The 19,512-nt window shown below is 48.6% G+C and carries 17 protein-coding genes and 3 pseudogenes; 9 read left to right on the top strand and 11 right to left on the bottom strand.

Annotated features, from left to right (window positions below; translation table 11 throughout):
* Positions 1-199: 199 nt before the first annotated feature.
* A complete protein-coding gene (locus D6024_RS20105) occupies positions 200-904 on the bottom strand; it encodes an NUDIX hydrolase (protein ID WP_121356575.1) in 705 nt (234 codons plus the stop codon).
* Between the two features lie 1,076 nt (positions 905-1,980).
* Here D6024_RS20105 and D6024_RS20095 point away from each other — a divergent pair.
* Positions 1,981-2,232 (top strand): hypothetical protein, encoded by a 252-nt coding sequence (locus D6024_RS20095; protein WP_121356551.1) that lies wholly within the window; start codon positions 1,981-1,983, stop codon positions 2,230-2,232.
* Between the two features lie 97 nt (positions 2,233-2,329).
* Here the strand turns inward: D6024_RS20095 and D6024_RS20090 are convergent, their stop codons facing one another.
* From D6024_RS20090 to D6024_RS27465, 4 genes are all read right to left on the bottom strand, one after another.
* A complete protein-coding gene (locus D6024_RS20090; protein ID WP_162944901.1) occupies positions 2,330-2,593 on the bottom strand; it encodes a hypothetical protein in 264 nt (87 codons plus the stop codon).
* A gap of 290 nt (positions 2,594-2,883) precedes the next feature.
* On the bottom strand, positions 2,884-3,198 hold the full coding sequence (locus tag D6024_RS20085; RefSeq protein ID WP_121356549.1) for an ArsR/SmtB family transcription factor: 315 nt from the start codon (positions 3,196-3,198) through the stop codon (positions 2,884-2,886).
* Between the two features lie 75 nt (positions 3,199-3,273).
* Entirely contained in the window at positions 3,274-3,666 is a 393-nt protein-coding gene (locus D6024_RS20080) for a hypothetical protein (RefSeq protein WP_121356548.1), read from the bottom strand.
* 310 nt (positions 3,667-3,976) lie between these two features.
* Positions 3,977-4,108, bottom strand: a complete 132-nt coding sequence (locus D6024_RS27465) for a hypothetical protein (protein WP_262670735.1) — start codon at positions 4,106-4,108, stop codon at positions 3,977-3,979.
* A gap of 2 nt (positions 4,109-4,110) precedes the next feature.
* Between D6024_RS27465 and D6024_RS20075 the strand changes: the two genes are divergently transcribed.
* From D6024_RS20075 to D6024_RS27325, 6 genes and pseudogenes are all read left to right on the top strand, one after another.
* Positions 4,111-6,705, top strand: coding sequence for a BamA/TamA family outer membrane protein (locus D6024_RS20075; RefSeq protein WP_121356547.1), 2,595 nt, complete (start codon positions 4,111-4,113; stop codon positions 6,703-6,705).
* Between the two features lie 289 nt (positions 6,706-6,994).
* Positions 6,995-7,198, top strand: a pseudogene (locus tag D6024_RS27335) (family 43 glycosylhydrolase); the annotation flags it as partial.
* A complete protein-coding gene (locus D6024_RS27330; RefSeq protein WP_317125279.1) occupies positions 7,183-7,938 on the top strand; it encodes a family 43 glycosylhydrolase in 756 nt (251 codons plus the stop codon). The pseudogene D6024_RS27335 and the gene D6024_RS27330, both read left to right, overlap by 16 nt.
* 396 nt (positions 7,939-8,334) lie before the next feature.
* Positions 8,335-10,371, top strand: a complete 2,037-nt coding sequence (locus D6024_RS20065) for a glycoside hydrolase family 127 protein (protein ID WP_121356546.1) — start codon at positions 8,335-8,337, stop codon at positions 10,369-10,371.
* Between the two features lie 22 nt (positions 10,372-10,393).
* A pseudogene (locus tag D6024_RS27635) lies at positions 10,394-10,450 on the top strand (hypothetical protein); the annotation flags it as partial.
* A gap of 44 nt (positions 10,451-10,494) precedes the next feature.
* Positions 10,495-10,659: pseudogene (locus tag D6024_RS27325) on the top strand (L-arabinose isomerase); the annotation flags it as partial.
* Positions 10,660-11,064: 405 nt separating this feature from the next.
* Here D6024_RS27325 and D6024_RS20055 read toward each other — a convergent pair.
* From D6024_RS20055 to ligD, 4 genes are all read right to left on the bottom strand, one after another.
* A complete protein-coding gene (locus tag D6024_RS20055) occupies positions 11,065-11,913 on the bottom strand; it encodes an SRPBCC family protein (RefSeq protein ID WP_121356545.1) in 849 nt (282 codons plus the stop codon).
* Positions 11,914-12,090: 177 nt separating this feature from the next.
* Positions 12,091-13,323, bottom strand: a complete 1,233-nt coding sequence (locus tag D6024_RS20050; protein WP_121356544.1) for a pyridoxal phosphate-dependent aminotransferase — start codon at positions 13,321-13,323, stop codon at positions 12,091-12,093.
* A gap of 52 nt (positions 13,324-13,375) precedes the next feature.
* The gene (locus D6024_RS20045) at positions 13,376-14,260 is read right to left on the bottom strand and encodes an SMP-30/gluconolactonase/LRE family protein (RefSeq protein ID WP_121356543.1); all 885 of its coding nucleotides are present in this window, start codon (positions 14,258-14,260) and stop codon (positions 13,376-13,378) included.
* A 2-nt stretch (positions 14,261-14,262) separates the two neighbouring features.
* Positions 14,263-16,995 (bottom strand): DNA ligase D, encoded by a 2,733-nt coding sequence (gene ligD, locus D6024_RS20040; RefSeq protein ID WP_121356542.1) that lies wholly within the window; start codon positions 16,993-16,995, stop codon positions 14,263-14,265.
* 78 nt (positions 16,996-17,073) lie between these two features.
* Between ligD and D6024_RS20035 the strand changes: the two genes are divergently transcribed.
* Complete coding sequence (locus tag D6024_RS20035; protein ID WP_121356541.1) at positions 17,074-17,277, top strand: hypothetical protein; 204 nt, start codon at positions 17,074-17,076, stop codon at positions 17,275-17,277.
* A gap of 92 nt (positions 17,278-17,369) precedes the next feature.
* On the opposite strand, the gene ku is transcribed toward D6024_RS20035, so the two are convergent.
* Entirely contained in the window at positions 17,370-18,152 is a 783-nt protein-coding gene (gene ku / locus D6024_RS20030; protein WP_121356540.1) for a non-homologous end joining protein Ku, read from the bottom strand.
* A gap of 10 nt (positions 18,153-18,162) precedes the next feature.
* Positions 18,163-18,657 (bottom strand): pyridoxamine 5'-phosphate oxidase family protein, encoded by a 495-nt coding sequence (locus tag D6024_RS20025; RefSeq protein ID WP_121356539.1) that lies wholly within the window; start codon positions 18,655-18,657, stop codon positions 18,163-18,165.
* A gap of 216 nt (positions 18,658-18,873) precedes the next feature.
* On the opposite strand from D6024_RS20025, the gene D6024_RS20020 reads away from it, so the two are divergent.
* Positions 18,874-19,500: a YciE/YciF ferroxidase family protein gene (locus D6024_RS20020; protein WP_121356538.1), complete on the top strand. Its 627-nt coding sequence runs from the start codon at positions 18,874-18,876 to the stop codon at positions 19,498-19,500.
* Positions 19,501-19,512 lie beyond the last annotated feature (12 nt).

The raw sequence follows: 19,512 nt of genomic DNA, 5'->3' as shown, positions 1-19,512 counted from the left end.
CTGTGGAAACAGCAGGCATTGACTGCTTTAAGAAAACTGCTTCATGAGAAAAGTCTCTGTAAGTTTAAATATACGGCTTTCAAATAAAAATGTCAATTCTACAGTTAAATTTTTCCGAACGAAAAGCGTGTCCAACGGTTTCCGTTGCAATCGTTCAGGCAAAACGAGGGCTTTCCCTTTTAGTCTTGTGTGAAAACGGTTAAAGAAATTTGTCGGCCTTCGGAACAAAATTCAGGAAAGCCGCCTGCTTTACCTTGTATTTGCGTTTGTCGAGCTTGTAATAAAACGCTCCCTTTTTGGATGTGGACTTGTCTTTTGCCGCCTGCTTAACAAAAAGGCCGGTCGACAACAGTTTACGGGTGAAGTTCCGGTTGTCAAAAACCGTATCATAAACGCCTTCGTACAGGTTCTGGAGTTGTGGAATCGTGAATTTGTCGGGCAACAGTTCAAAAAGAATTGGATGAAGTGCCGCCTTGTAGCGGAGTTGTTTTTGCGCCAGCGCGACCATTTCATCGTGGTCGAAAATCAGCTTTGGTTTTTGCGAAAGCAAGAACCACTCGGCATGGTATTGATCGGAGATTTGTTTTTCGTATTTATGAATATCGATTAGGGCAAAATAGGCGACGGAAATCGTTCGCTCTTCGGGGTCGCGGTTAACTGCACTGAAGGCATTTAGTTGTTCGAGGTAGACGCCTTCGAGGCCCGTCAACTGTTTCAGGATCCGGTTGGCCGCCTCGTCAAGCGTTTCATTGGGAAGCAAAAAGCCTCCCATCAGGCTCCACTTGTTTTTTGCCGGCGCAAAACCTCTTTTAATAAGCAGCAGTTTGATGTCATTTCCATCAAATCCGAAAATGATACAGTCGATGGCAACCAGTATTGGGGAATGTTCGGCGTAATTTGTCATGAGAGAATAGGCGCTTGTCGGGTAAAGAAAATTCAATGTTCAGCCAATGTTGTAAACATAAGTAAACGTTGCAAAGAAGACATCATTCTTTGAAAAAATACATTCTTTTTGTCAAATAATCCTACAGGTTGTCGTTTTTGGATAACAAACAACGGCACTGGCCATGTTGTAATACATGACTTTATTCAGGCACCTGGTTTTTGGCACACGGAAAATGAAATTGAGCGATTGGCATTTCGGGGATTGGAGAAATTGCTTGGTGATTCAAATCGAACAGAATGGCCGGAAGCCGCACAGTTGGACAGCCTTTAAATATGCAGCCTGTTCTCTCCGAAACCATTCGGACGCTGACCTCCAGGCTCCACGACGGATTATAGAAGTTGGTGGAGGTGATTGCTGCTTTGAAAGCGGGGCCATCATTCAACCTGCGGGGGCGTAAAAACACGTTTCTAAAAGGAAATTATACAGGCGATTAAACTTTTTTGCTGCTTGCCCTTCTTATTCCGTTAGAAGCCCGTTTTTTGTGTCGTTGCCCCGTGAAAACGTTTAAGCCCGCTTCATATATAGTTTCTGACCCTGTAAAAGCGGCAACCATTTATTCATTCCGTAGCCATTCGAAAAGATTAACCCAGTCTGTCTATGACTGAATGTCCCCTCTCTGCCAGGGGACTTTTTTTTACAATTGTATGTGCAAATTTTTTTATAGCCGCGCAGCCTTTGCAAAACGGGTCGTATGGCCTTGGGTGGAAGGTAAAGGATAATCTTTTCAATTAAATTTCATCAACTAAAAATTCAATGTGAAAAAAATGATCGCGGTTAAGCAACTTTTATTCTTTTTTACAACGAACAAACAATACCTTTGTCTTATCTTATAAGCAGTTAGTTTTGGTTGCGCCCTTTGTTTCTACAAAGGGCTTTTTTTATTCCCCGAAATATCTGTCAAATTTTTTTCTTTCTTCATTTGTTATTCATTAAACAAAAACATTATCTTTAAAAACTTATTGTTGTTTATCAACCTTTTCTGTGTATCGAACGCAGGGTCCGTGGCTTCCGTGAAGACTTGCTAAACGTGAAAAATGACAATTGAACAATTTCGTGCGGTATCGCACAACGTGCAGGAAGTGCTCCTGAAACTCCGTGGGATACTCTTATTAAACCAGCAGGTCGAAGACATCCAATTGCTGCTTTACCAGGTAGATGGCTTTTATGTGAAAGTGACCTGTACAACTCCCAATCGCATCCGGTTGATCAAATCCTGCACACTCCAGGAAATCGATGATTTTCTGGCTTCTATCGACATCAGCAGCATCACCAAATTGGTGAGGTGATAAAAATAGACTTGTTCCGGTGAAAGTAATTTGCTTATGAGATCTCTCCAGTAGAAGGCGACGAATGCGTCGCCTTTTTTATGGCTTCTAAACGGGATTATTGCGTAGATGATCCGGAAACGACTTCCGCACCAAATTTTTCTATGGCTTGGGAGATTTCTTTTTCCGAGCAGTTGCAGGTGATTGTACAATTTCGCAGGTTGATTTCAACGTCCTGGGCCTTAATTCCCTGTTTAAAGTCCCAAAGCTGTTTGCTTGACTTAAACTTGAGTGTTACCTTTTGCATGGTGAGACCTGTTTGCGGACGTTCTTGAAAATGGTTTGAACAAGCAGAAGAAAAATTATTTTTTCCGTTGTTCAAACCATAGGCAAAAAGTATCGCATAAAAATAACCTTCTCCAATAACAAATGCAACAGCCGGCTGCCGGCTGGTTAGGGTAGTACTGTTTTCGAAATTAGATAAGGCTGTTGTCGGTTCAATTGGTCACCTACAAATAAGCCCTTTTTGCCGATTGTCGAATTTGGAGTAATAGAAAATGACGGCCAGATAGAAACAATGGCCAATAAGAAGGTATTGCCATGCGATGGCAAATGGGCTTTCTGCAACGATTTACTCGTTCGGTGATCGGAAAAAAAGCGACCGCTTGCGGATCATTTTTTTGTGAGCTGTGCGGCTACCTTGTGAAGCTTTTCTATTTCCTGGTAGTTGACACTGTAAAAAATACTTTTCCCTTCTCTTTCTGAATTAACCAGCTTTGCCCTCCGCAGAATGGCAAGGTGTTGCGAGGCAACCGATTGTTCTATGCGAAGTTTGACATAAATGTTGGTCACCATCATGCGTCCATTCTTATGGAGAAGCTGCAGGATTTGCTGGCGAAGTTTATGGTTAATGGCCCTGTAATGAAGGGCTGCTTTTTGGAGAATCAATGTCTCAATATCCAGTGGCGTCGGATTGTTCGCTTTCATAAACAGTACGTTTTCGGGCTGTAAATAAAAGCGGCATTTTTTAATATTACAAATCTTTCTGTATCACTACGAAAATTACCTGGCTGCCGGCTGTTTGTAATTGGCCGGTCCACAATCTTTCAACCTAAGAAACAGTGCCGCTCCATCGTCCGATAAAAGACATCCAGCAATGGTCCAGATGGTAGTCTTTCCGTTACAATTTTTATTCAACATCGCATTCGCCGTGCACGTTGGATTTGCTTTACCGGGTTTTTTCTTCCGGGTTGCAATAGCTGGGGATATTGATGGCGAACGTTGTTGACGAATTTTCCTTTTTGCAGTTACCATTTTTATTGCCGACACGGGAGCCGTTGCCTGAAGACCTGTGGGTTCGTTTTCGTTTTGCTTGTGGGATTCAGCATGGTAAACCGTATGGCTAAGTGCACTGATGGCGGTGACAGCCATCGCCTGAAATGCTTTTGCAGGCATAAACTATAGGTTTAAGTGACAGAACTACGGTCGTTTTTTGACCCTGACGCTGATGGTTGTTAACCCGGCTATTGATAAAAATCCTGAAGTCGTCCGCCGCTTGTTTTCTGTCGTGCTCTGTCCCTATAGGCAGATGGCGGAAAAAAATTAATTAGCAGGGTAGCAAGGACAGAAGGGGTAAAGCCGTTTGTCTCCAGAGATTGAAAACGTGCATATCGCGGTGCGTCGTTGGCAGGTGGCATTACGATCTGCATTCATCCGTGTCGATTATCGCAAATTAGTGTAACTTAAAGCAACATACAGGTGATCGTTAGAACTGCTGCAAGTGTCCTGTCGCTTTCCTGTCCAGAAACACACCATCGCTTCGCTTCCGCACTTCATGGAAAACTGTCGTCTTCACCAACTGCCCCGTGCAAAACGTCACCGAGACCAAACTCAACATGTATGAAACGAATTTTGCACCCGGAATCTTTTTACCGTAGTCAATGTTTTCTCCTCGTCTTTTTTTTCGTTTTATTCTCTTTGCCGGCAGTCGCGCAACAAAACCCTCCTTTCGAAACCAGAGTTGTCGCCATTGCGCCTTCTTATGACAGCGTGGGCAGTTTTCATCGATTTTGGCTGGGCACAGGTTACCGGAAAATATGGGCCGCCCCGGTACCGTTAAAAATACTTTACCTGGGTAAAGAAAAAGGTGGCCTGACGCCACTGGAACTGGGCGGCGGTTTTCAAACCCGGTCGCTCCGCCTGCGGGACGCAAGCAGTAAGCAATGGGTATTGCGCAGCGTGCAGAAATATCCCGAGCGCCGGCTTCCCGACTATTTGCGTAACACCATTGCACAACGAATTCTCCAGGACCAGGTTGTGACCGTCCATCCTTTCGGTGCACTTACAGTACCAACATTTGCAAATGCACTTGGCCTGGTCCATACCAACCCGCAGATTGTTTATGTGGCCGACGATCCTGCACTGGGACAGTACCGGTCTGAATTTGGCAACGGCGTGTTCCTGTTCGAAGAACGAGGCGCTATCGATACGTTTCGCACCATCAATACCGAACAGGTGCAAATGGAGGTTGAGACCGACAACCGGTCACGGATCAACCAGCGCATGGTGTTGCGGGCACGTTTGCTCGATTTTTTGCTTGGCGACTGGGACCGCCACGAGGGACAGTGGCGATGGGAAGCCAGAAAACAGGGCGGCGAAATTATTTTCAGCCCGGTGCCCTTCGACCGGGATTACGTGTTTTACAATACCAGCGGCGTCCTTCCGTGGCTGGTATCGCAGCAGTACCAAAACTCCCGCTTCCAGGGCTTCGACAACCATATCCGGAACATCGCTATTTACAACTTCAATAACCGGTATTTCGACCGTTATTTTTTGACGGCCTTAACCGCCAATGAGTGGAACGAAGAGATCGAGTTCGTACAAAAAAAACTCACCGACGATGTACTGGAAACTGCTGTCCGGCAAATGCCGGAAAACGTGTATGCACTAACGGGGCAGCATATCATTGAAACGCTGAAAAACCGGCGTAACAATCTTAAAGAGGATGCGCTGACCTATTACCGCTTCCTGGCAAATACCGTTGATATACCGGCAACAGCGGGCCCGGAACAAGTGGCTGTTGAGCATAAACCCGGTGGTAATGTTCTTGTGACGATAGCTTCGGCCGGAAATGCAGAAGCTGTTTTATATCGGCGGGAATTTGATCCTGCCGTAACAAAGGAGATTCGTCTGTATGGGTTGGGTGGGGATGACTCGTTCCGGGTGGAGGGAAGTGAATCCTCTCCAATCAAAGTGCGAATGATTGGCGGCGACGGTAACGACCATTTTGAGGTCAATGCCGGAGATCCGAATAAACACCGGCTGCTGATCTACGACCGCAGCGACCAGGAAAATAGTTATGCAGGCCCTGCTTTGATTCGAACGGCCGCTGATACAAATGTCAACCGCTTTGACCGCCGTAGTTTCCGCTACAACCGGTCGATGCCTTTTTTCTCCCTTTTTTACAACATCGACCAGCGTGCGATGATGAGTCTTGGCTGGATCTGGCAAAAAAATGGTTTTCGCAAAGAACCATATGCGTCGCGTCATCAGCTCGTTGGCGGTTACTCACCTTCGCGTGGCTCGTTTGCCTTTAGCTACGAAGCCGACTGGCGCCATGTGTTTGGCAAGAGCGGTCTCAATTTCAAAATCGTATCGGTGGGCCCGAGAAACCTGCAGAATTTTTTTGGCACAGGTAACGAAACGTATTTTCCGGCCGGGAACAATAACGGAAAAAATATCCTGTATTATCGCAACCTGATCGACATCGTACATGCAGACTTGCGGGTGAAGCGTTATATGACTCAGCATATTGCCTGGAGCGCTGGCTTGGCGGCACAGTACTATTACAGTTCGCCGGACAATAACAAGTCGCGGTTTTTGAGTGAATACAACCGCACACATCCCGATGAAAAAGTCTTTACCAACCGGGTGCACGCTGGCATCGGCGCAGGGCTGGAAGTGGATACGCGACGTAACTCTCTTTTGCCGGCCAACGGCATTCATTGGATTACCGACCTGCGTGCAATGACGCAACTGCGGGGTGACAGCAGAACCTTTGGTGCGCTGCAAACCGATCTGAGTTTTTATACCCGTTTGCGCAAGGATTCCGGTATTGTACTGGTCAACCGGGTAGGTGCCGGCACAACCGCAGGCGACCCGCTTTTTTACCAAATGATGCAGTTGGGCGGTATGCGCATGCTTCGTGGGTTTAATACGTCCCGCTTTACCGGCCGGTCCATGCTGTTTCACAATGCTGAATTGCGGGTGAAGCTTTTTGATTTCACATCCTACCTGTTTCCCGGCTCTTTTGGAATCGTCGGCTTTAATGATGTGGGACGTGTATGGATGCCGAATGAGTCGTCCACCAAATGGCATGATGGCTATGGCGGCGGTATTTACATTTTGCCTGCTAACGTGCTCCTGATCCGGGCCATGGTGGGCCATTCCGAAGAAACAACGCAGTTTTATTTCAACTTCCTGTTCGGCTTATAGACACATGTGTTGCGGCACATGAGTGGCTTGCGTGGCCAGGACAATGAGGAATCATTCCTGCTAATGAAATATTCCAGGTTGGATACAAACCCGGCGATACTTCCCTGACTGAAATGGTGAAGAAATACATCTTTGTGTCTTAGCGTACAGTCAACCGGCTGAATGCATATCTGATCTGTGATCGATTAAAATTTAAAACGTGATAAAGCGGCTGGTGACCTGTTTTTTTCTTCTTTGGAATCTTGCGCTCTTGGCGCAGGGTCCACTACCTGCCGGAACTGTCTTGCCAATGGGGCAAGTGCCTGTTCACGACCCGGTCATGATCAACGAGGGAAGCACCTTTTATCTTTTTTGTACCGGGTTTGGGATCGCGGTATGGTCGTCGAAGGACTTGCAAAACTGGAAGAAGGAAGAGCCGGTTTTTGGCAGGGCACCGCAATGGGCGGTCGACACCATTCCGAATTTTAAAGGTCATATCTGGGCGCCGGACATCAGTTTTCACAATGGGCAATACTATCTCTATTATTCCGTTTCCGCGTTCGGAAAAAAACATCGGCCATTGGTGTCGCTACCAACAAAACCCTGGATTCTGCTTCACCGGATTTCTGTTGGGTCGATCATGGCCGTGTCATTCAATTTTATCCAGGTAAAACACCCTGGAATGCGATTGATCCGAACCTGGTGGTGGACGAGAAAGGGCTCGGATACCTGGTATTTGGCTCTTTTTGGGATGGTTTGAAACTGGTGAAGCTTACCCGGGATTTTCTTCTGCCGGCTGAAGAAATAGACAACATTCCAACAGTGGCCAGCCGTAAAAAAGATATTTCAGGAAAAAAAGCAGTGGCCGACAACCATTCCGCGAATGCTGGGGACAATGCCATTGAGGCACCATTCATTTTCAAAAAGGGCGCTTATTTTTATTTTTTTGCTTCCATCGATTACTGCTGCAGGGGAGAAAAGAGTACGTACAAAGTGATCATCGGTCGTTCAAAAAAACTGCAGGGCCCCTATGTTGACAAAGACGGCGTGGCCTTGCGTAACGGTGGAGGGTCTGTTTTTTTGCAGGGTGACAAAAACTGGTACGGTGTCGGTCACAACGGAGTATTTTCCGCCGGTGGCAAAGACTATATCGTTTACCACGGTTACGATCCGGCTGATGGCGGGAAGTCCAAACTGCGCATCCGGAAATTAACCTGGGATGCAAAAGGATGGCCGGTGACAGGTGACCTATAATTGGAAACCCAGCGCTTTCCCGGTTCATCCAACCATTCTTTGATCCGTACAACCATCCTTGAACCCGTGGAAACGGGCATGCTTTCTCCAAATTCCTATTCACCCTGCAAGCACTAAAAGCGCCAGGGCAAGGGGAAGCTCGGAATGGGTCAGTGTTTTTGAATGGGAAAACGACACTCTCGGACCAGGACGGAATTACATAATAATCGTTAGTTTCACGTTTATTCTTATGGCGTCGCAAAAAAGATGTTCCTGGTTTGGATAGCAGCTGCTGTTCAACAACCCAAACCCGAACCTCAAGCACAATGTGAATACACCTGGCGCTGTTAAAAACGAAGGCTTGGAAACAAGAAAATTCAACTTGCTATTATTCTGAAATGAAATAAAGATTTGCTTATGAAAAAGTTTTTTTTATTGGTTTGTCTGACTGCTTCCACCGCCATATTTGCCCAGCAAAAAGATTATGGCATCCAGGCGGTGAACTTTACCAGGGTTAAGCTTACGGATCAGTTTTGGTTGCCCCGTCTCAAAACCAACCATGCCGTCACTATTCCTGCTTCGTTCGAACGCTGCCAGAACACCGGCCGTGTAAAGAATTTTGAAATGGCCGCCGCACGGAGCGGGAGCTTTTGCACCAAGTTCCCATTCGACGATACCGATATCTACAAAACCATTGAAGGCGCTTCCTTCTCGCTGGCTCTTTTCCCCGATAAAAAGCTCGAAGCCTATATGGATACACTGATCCGGAAAGTTGGTGCGGCACAGGAGCCCGACGGATACCTCTACACGTCCCGCACCATTGACCCTGCACATCCGCATGCATGGTCGGGCAAAGAGCGATGGGAAAAGGAGCGGGATATGAGCCACGAGTTGTACAATTCCGGCCACCTGTACGAGGCAGCCGCGGCACACTATTATGCCACCGGCAAAAAATCCCTGCTCAACATTGCGCTGAAAAATGCCGACCTGGTCTGTTCTGTATTTGGCCCCGGCAAACGCCATGTTGCACCGGGCCACGAAATTGTGGAAATGGGCCTGGTAAAACTGTATCGCATTACCGGTAAAAAAGAATACCTCGAAACCGCAAAAGATTTCATCGAGGCACGTGGCCATTACGATGGCTATGACACCAAAAACAAGGACCCGTTTCGCAACGGTTCGTACTGGCAGGACAACAAGCCCGTGACCGGGCAGGATGAAGCCGTTGGGCATGCGGTGCGTGCCGGCTATCTCTATTCCGGCGTGGCTGATGTCGCCGCTCTCACCGGCGATCGGGAAATGGTACAGGCCATCGACCGCATTTGGGAAAACATGGTGTCAAAAAAGTTTTATGTCAACGGTGGCGTTGGTGCGGTGCCGGGTGGCGAACGCTTTGGCGATAATTATGAATTGCCCAATGCAACGGCCTACAATGAAACCTGTGCCGCCATTGCCAACGTGTTTTGGAATCACCGCATGTTTCTTTTGCACGGTGATGCCAGGTACATCGATGTACTCGAAAGAAGTCTTTACAATGGTTTGCTTTCGGGGCTCGGTCTTGATGGAAAGAGTTTTTTTTACAGCAATGCCATGGAAGTGAAGAACAGCTATACGCATCCTGCATTGGAACGAAGCCGTGCCGGTTGGTTTGAGTGCTCCTGCTGTCCTACCAATCTTGTGCGTTTGCTGCCGTCTGTGCCGGGGTATATGTATGCGCAGGAAGGTGACAATGTTTATGTCAATCTTTTTGCTAGCAGCACAACGGAAATAATTGTGCACAACAAGCCGGTTTCTATTGTGCAGCAAAACAATTATCCCTGGGATGGTGCATTGACCTTTGTGGTTTCTCCCCAATCGGCGGATCCGTTCAATTTGCTGCTACGTATTCCGGGATGGGCACAGGATCAGGTCGTGCCGTCTGATCTTTATCAGTTTGCTGGTGCGGCATCTGGCAAGGTGGCCATCCGGATCAATGGACAGCCGGTTGACTATACGATCCAAAAAGGTTATGCAGTGCTCAACCGCAAATGGAAAAACGGCGATGTGGTGAAGGTCGATTTGCCGATGGAAGTAAGAACGGTGACGGCAAATGAAAAGCTGGCCGCAGACGCGGGGAAAGTGGCGGTTGAACGCGGTCCGCTGGTTTACTGTGCCGAGGCCATTGACAACGGCGGCAGGGCCGCCAACATTCTTTTACCCGCTTCTGCCAGGTATAACCAGGAAGTAAAACCGGAAATGCTAAACGGGGTGGTTGTGATCAGGACAGTAGCTCCTGTAGTACAGGTAAGCAGCGATAAAACCAGTGTGGCTACTAGTGCCAGGCCGGTTACGCTAATCCCTTATTATGCCTGGGCCAACCGCGGTGAAGGAGAAATGACCGTATGGTTTCCGCAACAGGTACAGGACATCGACATCATTACCCGCAGTAACAATACGTCGACTTCCCAGAAATAAATTTTGACAAAACGCTATTGTCATGGAAGATTTAAAGCGATTGGAGGTATGGTTTGTCACGGGGAGCCAGCACCTTTATGGAGAAGAGACACTCAGGCAGGTGGTGGCGGCAAAGCCGGCCGGGTGCGCCTGGTGTTCAATGTCGCCGGTGGCCCGGCCATCATCAATGCCTTGCTCATGGACATGGGCAACCGTTTCCGCCTGCTGGTCAGCGAAGTGGAGGCCGTAGCGCCGCAGCACGACCTGCCTAAACTGCCCGCAGCACGGGTGCTTTGGAAACCGCTGCCGGATATGAAGACCGGCTGTGCGGCCTGGATCCTGGCTGGCGGTGCCCACCACACCTGCCAGGATCCAGGCGATCGCCGCCACCCACCTGGGAGACTTTGCCGACATGGCCGGCATCGAACATGTGAAGATCGGCCGCGACACGGACCTCTACCGCTTCAAACAGGAACTCCGCTGGAACGACCTGTATTACCAACTCAAAACCTCTTAAATCCAACCACCATGGCGAAGGAAGGACTAGCCTGATCCTATTGCTACTGTATTTTCCAAAGCAAGCGAAAAGTAGCGCAGGGAAGATGTAAGCGATGGTTTAGCATGTACAGGTTTTAGCCGGGAAAAATTCAAGCCTTCCATAAAATAAAAGGCGGCCGAAACTTTCAGCCGCCTTTTTATTTACCAATCAAAAAATCAGATGCCATCACCATTGGTGGTTCCGGATATTCTGCTGCTTCCCTGTTCCACGCTTTCCTTTTCGGTGCGAAGAATATTTGGGTTGTCGTTCCGGTTGCTGCCACCAGCAGTCGATACATTGGACGAAGAAACATGCTTGGTCTCAATGTAGTCTTTGAAATTCATAATATCCTGCCGCACCATTTTTTCCAGTACGGGATTCAGGGCTTTCGCGATACCTGCTCCCAGTTCGCCGGCCGGTGCATGATACGTGATGACGATATCCAGCTCTGTTCCTTCGCCGCCCAGGGCATCCCGGAAGGTAACCTTACCGGCATTGTTCACCATCGAATTGGGGATCGACTGCCAGCCGATAAGCGAACCTTCTTCCTCTTTTACAATTTCGGCGTTCCATTTTATTTTGCCGATACCACCCGGAACATCGGCTTCCCAGTGCGAGTGCTTGGTGTCAATCTCCGTTACACTCGACAGGTGTTTCATGAAAAGAGGTAGGTTTTCAAGCTTGCGCCAGAAAGCATAGACTTCTTCTTTCGGCTTGTTTACAATGAGACCCGTGCGGATGTTAATCGCCGGTGTGTGGCTGACATCCTTGGTTTTGCCCAGGCTGGAATAAACCGGGCAATGACCCGATACGCCGCGGTAAAGCAAGGCGCCTCCCAACATTGTGCGCAGAAGACCGCGGATGGGATGACGGGTCAGGTTATTCAGGCCGGACGAGAGCAGGAATGCGCCCAGTCCAACCGAGATCATTCGTTCATTTTGACCGACGTTGACAACGCCGCCCGCTTCATTCGGCTGAAACTCATTTTCAGCATGCCAGCTACCATAATTTTCTGTATTCGCCATGTTGCTATTTTTTTAGTAATGAAAGAATTGCCTTTGGCTCTAGAAGATTTTGCAATTATTATGCCCTTGCTTCGTTGAAAATCGGGTTGGACACATTGGGTAAAAAGCAAACAAAAAACCCCGGCAAAATGACCGGGGTTGGAATTCTATCAATCGCTTCTGCGCATTCACTATTGCTTATTGCACAGTGCTCATTACTTTCTCTGTCTGGACAATCTCCGTTCTTCCGGGATATTGCTCCAGTGCTTTTTCCAGGCAATCCATCGCTTCGCCGAGGTCCTGCACATTCAGCACATAGGCAAGGCGCACTTCATCTTTCCCGAGACCCGGTGTGCCATAAAAGCCGGTTGCCGGTGCCAGCATCACCGTTTTTCCCTCATAGGAAAACGATTCCAGCAGCCATTGGCAGAAAGCGTCCGAATCGTCGATCGGCAGTTTGGCCATAGCGTAAAATGCACCACCCGGATTCGGGCAAAAGACACCGGGCATGGCATTCAGCCGGCTGACCAAAAGGTTACGCCTTTCCAGGTATTCCGCTTTCGGCTTGTCGAAATAAGAAGCCGGGAGATCCACCGCAGCTTCGCCCATGATCTGCGCAAGGCCCGGAGGACTGAGCCTGGCCTGTGCAAATTTCATGGCCGTATCGTAGACCGCTTTGTTTTTGGTGACAAAGGCACCCAATCGTGCCCCACAAGCGCTGTAACGTTTGCTGATCGTATCCATCACGATGACGTTTTCGTCCATGCCGTCGAGATGCATGGCGCTAACAGCTTCGCCGGTATAGCTAAACTCACGGTAGGCTTCATCGGAGAAAAGAAACAGGTTGTATTTTATGCAAATGGTCTTCAGGTCTTCCATTTCCTGTCGGCTGTATAAATAGCCCGTGGGATTGTTGGGACTGCAGATCACGATCGCTTTTGTTCGCGGGGTAATGACCTTTTCGAAATCTGCGATCGGCGGCAGTGCAAAACCGTTCTCGATACGAGACGTGATGGGCACGACGGTTACTCCCGCCTGTACGGCAAAGCCGTTGTAATTGGCGTAATAAGGCTCGGGAATAACGACTTCATCGCCCGGGTTAAGGCAGGCAAAAAAGCCAAACATAATGGCTTCCGAACCGCCGGTGGTGATCAGGATCTGGTCGTAGGCCACATCGATGCCAACTGATTTGTAATAATGCACCAGCTTGCGGCGGTAGCTTTCGTTACCGGCACTATGGCTGTATTCCAGCACCGGGATATCTGCTTTGCGAACGGCGTCCAGGATCGACGGAGGCGTTTCAATGTCAGGCTGACCAATGTTGAGGTGAAAAACCTTGATGCCTTTCTTTTTTGCCGCTTCGGCGTAAGGTACCAATTTACGGATGGGAGAGGGTGGCATCTGCTGCCCACGGTTACTGATTTGTAGCATGGGCTCAAAATTAGGAAGGATTTGTCAGACAACACTTTCCCCGAAAAGAAGACTAGCGCAACAGGTTTTTTATCCGGTACACACGTTCTCTTCCGGTTACAAAAAGATCTTTCCGTTCCGCACCGCCAAAGCAATGGTTGGCCGGGACCGTTGGAAACTGAATCAGGGCAAGGCGCCTGCCTTCGTTGTTCAACACAAGAATTCCGTCTTTGTTGCTTAGGTAAACGTTTCCTTTCGGATCGCACTTGATACCGTCGCTGTTTTCCTCGGCCAGGATTTTTTGGAACTGCAGTGTCTCCAGATCGTAAACAGAAATAAATTTTTCCACGGGCTTGTTGGAGCAGATGTAAAGCTGCCGGCCGTCGGGTGTGATGCAAACGCCGTTGGGGTACTGGTATTTGTCGCAAATGAGCGAAAGCTCTCCCTTGTCAAAGCAATAAACGCCACCAAGCGGTTGAAATTTTGCGGGGTTCAGTTGCCCGTTTTTCAGTCCATATGGTGGATCGGAGAAAAAGACACGGCCCCTTCTGTCTACGATGATGTCGTTGGGACTATTGAATGGTCTGCCGAGGTAGTTCGTGATAAACGGTTCCAGTTGACCGTCCTTCCATCTGGCCACCATGTGGCTGCCATGCCGGCACACAAGTAAAGCGCCTTCCAGGTCATGGGCCAGCCCGTTAGACCCTACCTGGTCGGGCTTCAGATCTTCATCCGCGGGATCAGCGGTTCCACTCTGCGAAATAAAACTTTCTTTTTTCTGGCCGGGCACCATTTTGTACACGATGTTGGCGGTAATGTCGCTGAAAACATAATGACCCTCGCTTTCCCAAACCGGGCCTTCGGTGAACTGGCAATCAGCAACGAGTGTTTCAATGTCAATGTCCGTGTGAATCGCCTGGTGTGCGGCTTCGTCAAAAATTTGAATGGATGGATGCATAGCTATTGGCTGAGGCCCTGTAATTTTTTTAGAACTTTTTCCAAATCTATTCCTTTTTGCAGCACGGGAGCAAACAGATCGCCTTCGGTTTTTACACGGTCGAAAATGTTCCGGGCATTCCAGGTTGTAGGAGTCAGTCCTTTTTTTACTTCGCTCCAGTCCAGCGGTGTCGATACAGGTACGCCGGGTTTGGGCCGAAGCGAGTATGGCGCAGCGGCTGTTTGGGTTTCTTTGTTTTGTAAAAAATCCAGGTAAATTTTCCCTTTGCGTTTCGCCGGCGACCGCTCCATACTGGTTAGCTCGGGAAGCTCGGTGTTGACAATTGAAACCAGGATTTCGGCCAGTTGTTTCGATTGTTCAAAATCGTATTTCGCACCCAGCGGTATGTAAACGTGCATGCCCGTAGAGCCGGATGTTTTTACACAACCGCTGGCACCCACGCTGTCGAGAACACGTTTTACAACGTTTGCCACGTCCACCACTTCATCAAACGAATTGCTTTTGTCCGGGTCAAGGTCAATCAGGCACCAGTCGGGCTGCAGCGAATGTTGCTTGCGGGAATGCCAGGGATTGATCTCAATGCAGCCAAGGTTGGCCATGTAGATCAGTGACGCTTCATTACTGCAAACAAGGTATTCGATTGTTTCGTTAGTCGACTCGCTGAATTCTTCAAAGGTTTCGATCCAGTTCGGTACTTTTCCCCGCACGTCTTTTTGGAAAAAATTGGGCGCTGCAATGCCGTTCGGATGCCGGTTGAGCGACTGTGGCCTGTCGAGCAGGTAGGGCAAAATGAACGGTGCCATCTGCAGGTAATAGTTCACGACATCGCCTTTGCGAAAACCCTCCCTTGTCCAGTAAAGTTTTGACAGGTTGGTGAGTTTTATTTCGTGCCCGTCCAACGGCAATACTTGCTCACTATCGGTGTCTGGGTCAGCTTTCAGGCCGGACGTTTTTTGGGTCCTGCTGCGTTTTTGTGCAGTCTTCGCTGTTTTTTTTGGAGCCGCTTTTTTCTTTGCAGGCGCTGCTTTTTTCGCGGTGGTTTTACTCTTGGCCATGGTTGTGCTTTTTTCAAACGTGACGTCTTTTGCTTTTTTATCATCCCGCAATCCCATAAAAATTGCATGGCGGGCCTGCCGGTCGGTTGTCCATTCCGTGAATTTAATTTCACAAACCAACTGTGGCTTTACCCAGGTTGCCGGCATATTGGTTTTCGGTGTTTTTGCAAACGGCGAATCAGGCGTTTTCAGGGGTTGCAATCGTTTGTAAATCTGCTCGAGGCTTTGGGTGTTGAAACCGCTGCCGGTATGGCCCACATAAACCAGTTCGTTCCCCTCGTAAACACCCAGCAAAAGAGAGCCGAAAAACTTTCTTGTTCGCCGGGGTTCCGTGTAGCCGGCAATGATCACTTCCTGGCGGCGAGCCACTTTTATTTTTACCCAGTCGGGTGTCCGGGTGTCGAATTGATAAACGCTGTCGGCCCTTTTTGCCATGATGCCTTCGAGACCCTGGCGCAGGGCGGCATCAAAAAAATGTTTTCCCTTGCCCACCACGTGATCGCTGTAGCGAATGACCTCGTGTTCGGCAGGAATGATCTCCCGCAGGATTTTTTTCCGTTGGTGTAGTGGAATCCTGGTGATGTCAAGGCCGTTCAGCCATAGGATATCGAATACAAAATATTGCAGGTGCACGGGAGTGTTTTGCCAGTTTTGCAGGAGCTGGAAATTGGCCAGCCCGTTTTCCGTCACGGCAACAATTTCCCCGTCCAGCACCGCGTTTAGCTTCAGGCCGGCCAGCGCACCGGCTACCGGGGCATATTTTTGTGTAAATGTTTTCAGGTTGCGGGACACCAGTTCCACATTCTTCTCGTCGCAATATGCCAAGGCACGGTAGCCATCCCATTTAATCTCAAAAATCCAGTCCTTGTTGTCGAACGGTTCGTCAACAAGTGTCGCCAGCATGGGAAGGATTTTTTGTGGCATTTCCGCCGGCTCGGCAAGCGCTGCGTAGCCATTCAAAAGTGCTTTGGTTTTGGGCGAAAGTTTTTGCTGTTTTGTTTTTTTTGCCGCGACTTTCACCGGTGGGGGAGGCGTTGCTTTTTTTGCAGCCTGCGCTGCCTTTGTTTTTGATTCCTTCGGGTGATTGACAGTGGTGCCATGGGCAAGCGCCACTTCTACCAGGGTCTTCCCGGTCTTTACCGATACTTCGTTTTGTGTAATATCGGCCGTACCACTCCATTCGTCTTTCTTTTTAATCAGCATCCACGTGTTCTCACCACGGCCCTTCATCCGCACAAGTGTGTATTCACCCTGCAATTTTTGGCCATGCAAAACAAAACTGATTTTCCCCTGATTCAATTGTTGCAGCAACAAAGCTTCCTGCTCCTTTCTTGAACTGCCCTCTGCGTTGGCAGGAACATAGGTTCCTTCATCCCACACGATCACCGTTCCACCACCGTATTCGCCTGCAGGAATGACACCTTCAAAATTGCGATAGGAAAACGGGTGGTCTTCCACCATCATGGCTAACCGTTTATCAGCCGGGTTACAAGAGGGGCCTTTGGGCACTGCCCAGCTCTTGAGCACGCCTTCCATTTCCAGGCGAAAATCGTAGTGCACGCTTGACGCATCGTGCTTTTGTACAACAAAACGCAACTGCCCTTTTTCGTGCTGTGGTTTCCCTTTCGGCTCTGCCGTTTTTTTGAAATCCCGTTTCTGGTTGTAAAGCGATAGGCTCATACACTGAAACGGTGAAAAATTAGTGCCATTTGTGTTGCAGGATGTGGCACGGATTTGCGGCTGTGTTACAGAAACGCTATGGACGATAAAAGAAAAAAGCGCAATGCGGAAAAAGCGCAGGAACAACCCGGTTCAATGTCTTCTTACAACAACCGCCTTGGCAACAGGGAAGGAAGTGTGGAAGAGGCAACCGGTGAGAACGATGGAAGCGAAGACAATCCGGCGGCCGGCAAGCAATCAGGGGAGAAAGCAACGGAGCGAACCGAGGGAAACAAAATGTAGAGAACTGCAGCCGCTGCCTGGGAATGCAACTAATCTTACCAACAGTTGATGGAGAACTTGCCGATGGCTGATTGCAGATTACAAATGTGCACCTACGCTCTTTTCTTTCCCTTGCTTAAACTTTCTTTGAGAATTTCCATGAGATCCCTGACTTCCGCCGGTATTTTCCTCGGCTCGGCGATGTGGATGTTTTTGCCGGCTGCTTTGGCTTTGATCACTTTTTTCAATTCGGCAATGTAGGTGTCTTTGTAGGCCGCCGGGTTAAAGGTTTCCGTTAGTTGGTTGATGAGTTTTGTGGCGAGCTGAATTTCCTTCGGCGTGATGCGTTCCGTCCCAGTTTTTACGTCGGGTAAGTCGCGAACTTCCTCGTGGTAACGAAGCTGGTTCAAAAGCAGCACGCCTTCATGATTTTTGAGGATACAAATGTGTGCACGGTTGCGGAGCATGAACTCGGCCACGCCAACCGTTTTGGTTTCGTCCAGTGCTTTTAGCAGGAGCTTGTAACTTTTCTCAGACCCTTTTGCCGGGACGATAAAATAGGGCTTCTCGTAATAGATCGGGTCCACTTCCTCTTCTTTTACAAACTGGAGGATGTCGATCGATTTGGCGATGTCCGGCCTGGCCTTTTCGAAATCCTCGTCGGTTACCACCACGTATTTTCCTTTGGCATACTGGAAGCCTTTTACAATGTCCTTATAAGCGACTTCCTCGCCGGTTTTGGAATCAATGCGGGCATACCGTATCGGGGCCATGTCGTCTTTGGACAACATATCGAAATCGATGTTGTCGTCCTGCACCGCACTTTGCAATTTCACCGGGATATTGACGAGGCCAAAACTGATGGCCCCCGACCAGATAGACCGTGCACCTTTCATATAACCAGATTTAAGAAGCTGGGAAATACGTGTTGTCGTGGCGGTAAGAGTTGTGGCGGAACCAGGTGGTCAGTGTGTGCCAGGCGCTTTGCCACCAGGATGTTTTGTGCAGCGAACTGGTTTGGTAGTAATCGGCCTTTTGGATTTTGACCTTCACCAGCGCCATGTTTCCCGTGGCCAGTTTCTTCACGTCCTCCGGCAGCGATACATAACCATTCATTTCTTCCGGATCGCTAACCATGAAGCCTTTGCCCACGACCTGCAGAAAATACCCAGCACCTTTTTTATAGAAGTCGAGTTTTACCGGGAACTCCCGGTCAAATTCACTCAATTGCTGTGTGGGTTTTTGAACAAAGAACCAGACGAATCCATATTCGTCAACTTTTAATGTAGATACAATGGATGTCGGTAGTTTGAGTACGGAGTCGCTCAAGTTGTAAAAAATTGCACTTCCAATCTCCTCTATCCGTTCCTGTAAGAAACTGAGTTGGTGATTTGCGTCCATAACGGTTTGTTTTTGTTTGTAATCAAAGAGAACGTACCGGAGATAGTCCAAATAGGATACCACAAAAAATCTATTATGAGCAGCTTACTGTCCGGCCTGCCTTTGTGTACAAAACTCTACAAAACCCTGGCAGTTGTCGCTACTTAAATTTACTCAATGGCATGCGATTTTATGCATGTTTCGTCGTAAAAATTTTTTCATTAAAACCCTTACGTTATGCCAAGAAATTCAGTAGCAAAACCGGCTTCACGGCAAACCGCGACAACTACTAAGACGGCTGGTAAATCCTCCGGGGCGGCGGCTACATCCCGACGCACCAACGGTGCTGCACAAAAGAGCGATGAGACGATGCTGAACGAATTGTTTTTAGATGAGCTGAAAGACATTTACTGGGCCGAAAAACACCTGACGAAGGCTTTGCCAAAGATGCGCAAGGCAGCCACCTCGCAGGAACTCGCCGCTGCCTTTGAAAACCACCTGGCCGAAACCGAGGGACAAATTAAGCGAATCGAAAGCGTTTTTGAGCTCCTGGGTATGGCAGCCAAAGCAAAGAAATGCGATGCCATGGAAGGGCTGGTGAAAGAGGCGCAAAGCCTGATGGAAGAATTACCCAAAGGTTCTATGGTGCGGGATGCAGGCATGATCATCGCCGCGCAGAAGGTGGAGCACTATGAAATAGCCGCCTACGGCAGCTTGGTACAACTGGCAAAAACAATGGGTAAAAACAACATCGCCAACCTGCTGTTAGCAACGCTGAACGAAGAAAAAAATGCCGACCAGTTACTGACCCAACTGGCTGAGAGCGGTATCAACGTGGGTGCAGAAAGCGAAGAAAACGAGTAAGAAAACCATTGT

This window comes from Flavisolibacter nicotianae (assembly GCF_003628535.1).
GTDB lineage: Bacteria > Bacteroidota > Bacteroidia > Chitinophagales > Chitinophagaceae > Flavisolibacter > Flavisolibacter nicotianae.
This window is presented reverse-complemented; position numbering and strand designations above follow the sequence as displayed.